This window comes from Brevundimonas sp. (assembly GCF_030656255.1).
GTDB lineage: Bacteria > Pseudomonadota > Alphaproteobacteria > Caulobacterales > Caulobacteraceae > Brevundimonas.
The window spans coordinates 1-5,827 of record NZ_JAUSOE010000096.1; the positions used below are offsets into that span (position 1 = coordinate 1).

General features: G+C 68.3%; 6 protein-coding genes. 3 read left to right on the top strand and 3 right to left on the bottom strand.

Features of this window, described 5'->3' with window-relative positions:
* From Q7J26_RS09720 to Q7J26_RS09730, 3 genes are all read left to right on the top strand, one after another.
* The coding region (locus Q7J26_RS09720) for an acetyl-CoA carboxylase carboxyltransferase subunit alpha (RefSeq protein WP_304936254.1) at positions 1 to 735 on the top strand (735 nt) is incomplete at its 5' end.
* A 137-nt stretch (positions 736 to 872) separates the two neighbouring features.
* Positions 873 to 1,355, top strand: a complete 483-nt coding sequence (locus Q7J26_RS09725) for a response regulator (protein ID WP_304936255.1) — start codon at positions 873 to 875, stop codon at positions 1,353 to 1,355.
* The gene (locus Q7J26_RS09730) at positions 1,352 to 1,840 is read left to right on the top strand and encodes a chemotaxis protein CheE (RefSeq protein ID WP_304936256.1); all 489 of its coding nucleotides are present in this window, start codon (positions 1,352 to 1,354) and stop codon (positions 1,838 to 1,840) included. The genes Q7J26_RS09725 and Q7J26_RS09730 overlap by 4 nt, the downstream gene beginning before the upstream one ends.
* Here the strand turns inward: Q7J26_RS09730 and Q7J26_RS09735 are convergent.
* From Q7J26_RS09735 to Q7J26_RS09745, 3 genes are all read right to left on the bottom strand, one after another.
* Positions 1,825 to 3,648: an ABC transporter ATP-binding protein/permease gene (locus Q7J26_RS09735; protein ID WP_304936257.1), complete on the bottom strand. Its 1,824-nt coding sequence runs from the start codon at positions 3,646 to 3,648 to the stop codon at positions 1,825 to 1,827. The genes Q7J26_RS09730 and Q7J26_RS09735 overlap by 16 nt on opposite strands.
* A gap of 125 nt (positions 3,649 to 3,773) precedes the next feature.
* Positions 3,774 to 4,790 (bottom strand): low specificity L-threonine aldolase, encoded by a 1,017-nt coding sequence (locus tag Q7J26_RS09740; protein ID WP_304936258.1) that lies wholly within the window; start codon positions 4,788 to 4,790, stop codon positions 3,774 to 3,776.
* On the bottom strand, positions 4,790 to 5,737 hold the full coding sequence (locus Q7J26_RS09745; RefSeq protein WP_304936259.1) for a mechanosensitive ion channel family protein: 948 nt from the start codon (positions 5,735 to 5,737) through the stop codon (positions 4,790 to 4,792). Before Q7J26_RS09745 ends, Q7J26_RS09740 begins: the two co-directional genes overlap by 1 nt.
* Between the last annotated feature and the right edge of the window lie 90 nt (positions 5,738 to 5,827).

The window sequence follows — 5,827 nt, forward strand, 5'->3', positions numbered from 1 at the left end:
GTCGACTATGTCGAGAGCCTGTTCACCGACTGGAACGAGCTGCACGGCGACCGCAAGTTCGGCGACGACCAGGCCATACTGGGCGGCTTGGCCCGGTTCCGCGGTCGGCCCGTCGTCATCATGGGCCAGGAAAAGGGCCACGACACCGCCACCCGCATCACCCATAATTTCGGCATGGCCCGGCCCGAGGGCTATCGCAAGGCCGTGCGCTTGATGGACCTGGCCGAACAGTTCGGCCTGCCGGTGCTCAGCTTCATCGACACCGCCGGCGCCTATCCGGGCCTGGGCGCCGAGGAGCGCGGTCAGGCTGAGGCCATCGCCCGTTCGACCGAACGCTGCCTGACCCTGGGCGTCCCCTCCATCGCCACCATCGCCGGCGAAGGCGGCTCGGGCGGGGCCATCGCCATCGCCGCCGCCAGCCGCGTGCTGATGCTGGAACATTCGATCTATTCGGTCATCTCGCCCGAAGGCGCGGCCGGCATTCTGTGGCGCGACGGCGCGCGGGCCAGGGACGCGGCCATGGCCATGAAGATCACCGGCCCGGACCTGATGGCGCTGAAGATCGTGGACCGGCTGATCGACGAACCCGTCGGCGGCGCCCACACCGACCGCGCCGCCGCCATGGCCAATGTCGGCGACGTCCTGGCCGAAGAGCTGAAGGCCTTCGAAGGCCTGTCGCCCCAGCAGATCCGCAAACAGCGCGCCGACCGCTTCTACGCCATCGGGGCGCTTTGACCGAACAGCGTTAACTCCGCGTCCATGAAATCAGGTGAAGTTTCCCGCCTGACGGGGGCGAAATCTTACCAAGCATGGCGACACAGGGCGATTCCCTTCGAGAAAGCGCGGTTTTCAACCTCAGCGGCGCCATCACCATGGTCGTCGATGATTCGCCCTTCTCCCTGACCCTGACGACGGGCGCCCTGGCCGGATTCGGCATTCGTCCCGCCTTCACCGTCGGCAAAGGCGCCGAGGCGCGTCGCCTCCTTCAGGAGAAGCCGGTCGATCTGCTGTTGGTCGATACCGACATGCCGGACATCGACGGCTTCGAACTGGTGCGCTGGCTGCGCCGTTCCGGACCCAACCCCAACGCCTTCACGCCCGTGATCATGACGGCCAGCCATATTCGGCGTGGACGCGTGACCGAGGCCCGCGACTGCGGCGCCAATTTCGTCGTCACCAAGCCGTTCAGCGCCGCCATGCTGCTTGAGCGGATCCTGTGGGTCGCGCGCGACAGCCGCCCCTTCCTCGAGGTCGGGGACTATCTGGGACCGGATCGCCGTTTCCGGCACGACGACTATGACGGGGAAGAACGGCGCGCCGACATGATCCGCAAGAAGACGATGGAGTTCGCATGACGGTCATCACCCACGTCCAGCGCAAATCCCGTCTCGCCGAGATGGTGGATCGGCCCGGCGGCGTCAGCGTCGGGGTCGCCCTGGCCCAGGCCAAGGCCAATCTGGACGGGCTGAAGGACCAGGCCCAGGCTATCATATCCGAGAATATCGCCGCCCTGCTGGCCCCGCCGACGCCGGACATCCCCGAAGCCCTGCGTCTGGACACCGCCTATGCCGCCTCCAGCCAGATCATCGACGCCGCCAGCCCCTTCGCATTGGACGACCTGTGCACGGCGGCCAAGGGTCTGTGCGACCTGCTGGACGCGGCCCCCCGCCACGGCGGATTCGACTGGCGTATCGCCACGGTCCACGCCCAGGCGATGAAGCTGTTGCTCAGCCTGCCGCCCCAGGCCCCCGGCACGGTCGAAGCCCGCATCGCCATCATGGCCAATCTGAGCGAAGTCCTGAAACGCAAGCTGCCGACGTCGCCTCAGTCTCCGGCCTGAACCGTCTTGCCCGCCCGGGTCTGTTTGCGCCACAGGGCGGCGTATTCCCCGCCCAGCCGCGCCACCAGCTCATGGTGCGCGCCGCGCTCGACGATCCGCCCGGCCTTCAGCACCAGGATCTGATCGGCGTCGGCCACGGTCGACAGCCGGTGCGCCACCACCAGGGTGGTCCGCCCCTGGCTGACCCGGCGCAGGGTCTTCTGGATCGCCGCCTCGGTGCGGCTGTCCAGGGCGCTGGTCGCCTCGTCCAGGATCAGGATGCAGGGATCGGCCAGCAGGGCGCGGGCGATGCCCACCCTCTGGCGTTCCCCGCCCGATAGTTTCAGCCCGCGCTCCCCGACCCGGGTCTCCATCCCGTCCGGCAGGCCCTGGATGAAGTCGGACAGTTCCGCCGCCGCCGCCGCCGCCCAAACCTGGGCTGCGTCCGCGTCCGGCCGGGCGAAGGCGATATTGGCGTAGAGACTGTCGTTGAACAGGGCCACGTCCTGCGGCACCAGGGCCACCGCCGCCCGCAACGAGGCCTGGGTCACCGTCCGCGCGTCATGGCCGTCGATCAGGACCCGCCCCTCCTGCGGATCCAGCAGCCGCAGCGCCAGTTTGACAATGGTGGACTTGCCTGCACCCGACGGTCCCACCAGGGCCGTGGTCGTGCCCGGCGCGGCGACGAAACTGACGTCCTCCAGCCCGCTGGCCCGCGCGTCGTGACGATAGCCGACCTGCTGGAACTCCACCGAGGCCCCGCGCGCATCGACCGGCCGCGGCAGGGGGGCGGCGTCGGCCGCATCCGCCACCTGGGGCGTCAGCCGCGTCACCTTCAGCATCTCCTCCATGTCGATGAAGGACTGGCGGATCTCGCGATAGGCGAAGCCCAGGATGTTCAGCGGCGCATACAGCGAGATCATGATCAGCACCGCCGCCGTCACATCCCCTGGCCCCATCCGCCCGGCGGCCGCCTCGAATCCGGCCATCACCGCCATGACGCCCAGACCCAGGTTCATGATCAGGGCCTGGATGCCGTTCAGCAGGGCCAGCGAGCTGTTGGCCTTCAGCGACGCCTGGGCGTAGTCGCCCAGCGCCCGGTCATAGGTCTGGGCCGCCCGGCTCTCGGCCCCGAACGACTTGACCGTCTCATAGTTCAGCAGGGCGTCGACCGAGACCCCCGCCGCCTCGGAATCGGCGGCGTTCATGATCCGGCGATGTTCCAGCCGCCAGTTCGACAGGGCGAAGGTCGCGACCGTGTAGACCACCACCACCGCCACCGCGACCGCCGCGAACCGCCAGTCGTACTTGCCGCCCAGCACCGCCGCCGCCAGCACCAGTTCCACCCCGGTCGGAACCAGGTTGAAGGCCAGGATGCGCAACAGGAAGTCCACCGCTCGCGAACCGCGATCCATGGTCCGCGACAGGGCGCCCGACCGCTTGGTCTGGTGAAAATCCAGCGACAGGCTCAGCGCATGGGCGAACACCTCGGCCGCCGTCTTCCTTTGCGCCGCAGACCGAACCGGGGCGAACACCACGTCCGACACCTGGGGCGCGACCGACGACAGGAAGCGCACGATGGCCCAGCCCACCGCGAAGGCCGCGAAACCCCAGCCGACCGCTACGGCCGCCCCCTGCCCCGCCGCCAACCGATTGACCGCCGCCCCCAGCATCAGGGGCGCCAGCACCCCCAACGCCTTGCCCGCCAGCGTCAGACCGACGGCCGAAACCAGCCGCAACCGCAGTTGCGGCGCGCCCGACCGACCCACCAGCCGCACCAGGTCCGCCAACGCCTGCAGCGTCGGGGGTCCCTCTGTCTTTTCCTGCATGCTCCCCGCCTGTTGCGCCTTGATCATAGGGTCGCGCCGGCCGCCAGAGCGCTCTCCGCGCATCGCCATGATCCGCATATGGACAGACTATGCGACCGGCGAAAGGCCGCACGCGCGACAAGGGCTCAGTTCAGGCCCGCGACCGCCTCAATCAGCTCGTCCACGGCCTCTTCCTGCGTCGCCCAGGAACAGACGAACCGCACCGATCCGTCGTCGAACTGATAGCAGGCCCAGCCCAGGGCGTTCAGCCTCTGGTGCGCCTCGGCCGGCATCCGCACGAACACCGTATTGGCCTCGACCGGATGGGCCAGGACATAGGGCGAGCGCGTCGCCACACCCGCCGCCAGCCGTTGCGCCATCAGATTGGCGTGGGCGCCGCCGGATTCCCAATCGCCGCTTTCCAGCAGGCCCAGCATCGGCCCGGCCAGCAGCCGCGCCTTGGACGCCACCTGTCCGGCCTGTTTCAGCCGATTGTCCAACCGCCGCGCCAGACTCTTGTCGAACAGGACCAGGGCCTCGACGCAGTTCGCCCCCGCCTTGGCCCCGCCGAACACCAGCACGTCCAAGCCCAGGCGCGGAATATCCTTCAGGTCGAAGCCCGCCGCCGCCGCATTGGCCAGCCGCGCCCCGTCCATATGGACGCCGTATCCCTTGGCCTTCACCGGCTCGATCAGATGGCGCAACTCCTCCTCGGTATAGACCGCGCCATACTCGGTCGCCTGGGTCAGCGACAGGGCCGCCGGCGGCTGGCGGTGGCCGACCTCGGGCTCCGCCAGTTGCGCCTTCAACGCCAGCGGATCGATCCGCCCCGAAAGGCCCGGCAGACCGATCAGGCCCACGCCCTGGCCGAAGAAGCCGGGCGCGCCCGTCTCGTCGGTGCAGACATGGGCGGTATGGTGCGCCAGCACGGCTTCGAACGGAAAGGCCAGCATAGACAGGGCGATGGCGTTGGCGGCCGTGCCGCTGAACACGAATCTGATCTCGGCGTCGGCGTCCAGCCGTTGACGGATCTGGTCGGCGGCCCGCGCCGTGACCTCGTCTGAACCATAGGAACGGGCGTAGCCGGCGTTGGCCCGCACCAGCCCCTCGACCGCGCTGGGCGCCATGCCTGCGGTGTTGTCGGATCCGAAATCGTATCGCATCAGCGCGTCTTCACCTTCACATCATGCTCGCCGTCTTCCAACGTCCGTACACGGACGACTGGCATGACGTCTTCATCGCCATAGGGCACAGCGACCTGGTGGGGGAAGGGAATTTCGATCCCGGCGGCGTCCAGCGCCTCCTTGCCGCCCTGCATCAGATCGGCCTGGGTCTGCCACCAGTCCTCGACCTTGACCCAGGCGTGCAGGGTCACCTGCACCGAACTGTCCAACAGGCCCGTGACGCCGGTCCACGGATGCGGGTCATCCAGCACCTTCTCATGCGCCGCCGCCATATCGGCCAGGACGCAACGCGCCTTGTTCAGGTCGTCGCCGTAGCCGACGCCGAAATTGATCTCGATCCGCCGCGTCTGCTGGCCGGTCAGATTGGTCAGGGGGTCGCTCAGGACCTTGGAATTGGGGATGACGATCTTGTGGTTGTTGGCGTTCGACAACTGGGTCGTGAACAGGTCCAGCCGCTGCACCGTGCCCGACATCCCGCCCACATCGACCACGTCGCCGACGCGATAGGGTCGCAGCACCAGCAGCATGATCCCCGAGGCGACGTTCGACAGGGTCCCCTGCAGGGCCAGGCCCACCGCCAGGGACGCCGCACCCAGCACCGCAATGATCGAGGTCGTCTGCACCCCCAGCCGCTGCAGCACGGCGATCATGCCGATGATCACCACGACGACCCGCACCACCTGTACGGCGAAGCTCAGGACCGTCGGATCGTGCCGGAAGCCTCGCACCCGCGACAAGGCGTTCCGCGAGGCCCGTGACGCCCACTTGGCCGCAAACAGCGTCGCGGCGAAGATCAGGACCGCAATGGTCAGATTGATGGCGAAGTCGCCGGCCATGTCGGTGATCTTGGCCAGCATGGCGGCGTCGACGGAAACCGCCTGACGCCCTGCGGCGACGGCTTCGGCGATAGGGGAAGCGTTCAACATGGGCCGGGTCTAACGCCTCGATCTCCGAATGGAAGCCCGTTCAAGGCAATTTCACCACGACGCCGACGCGGACCGGGGGGGGGGGGGGGG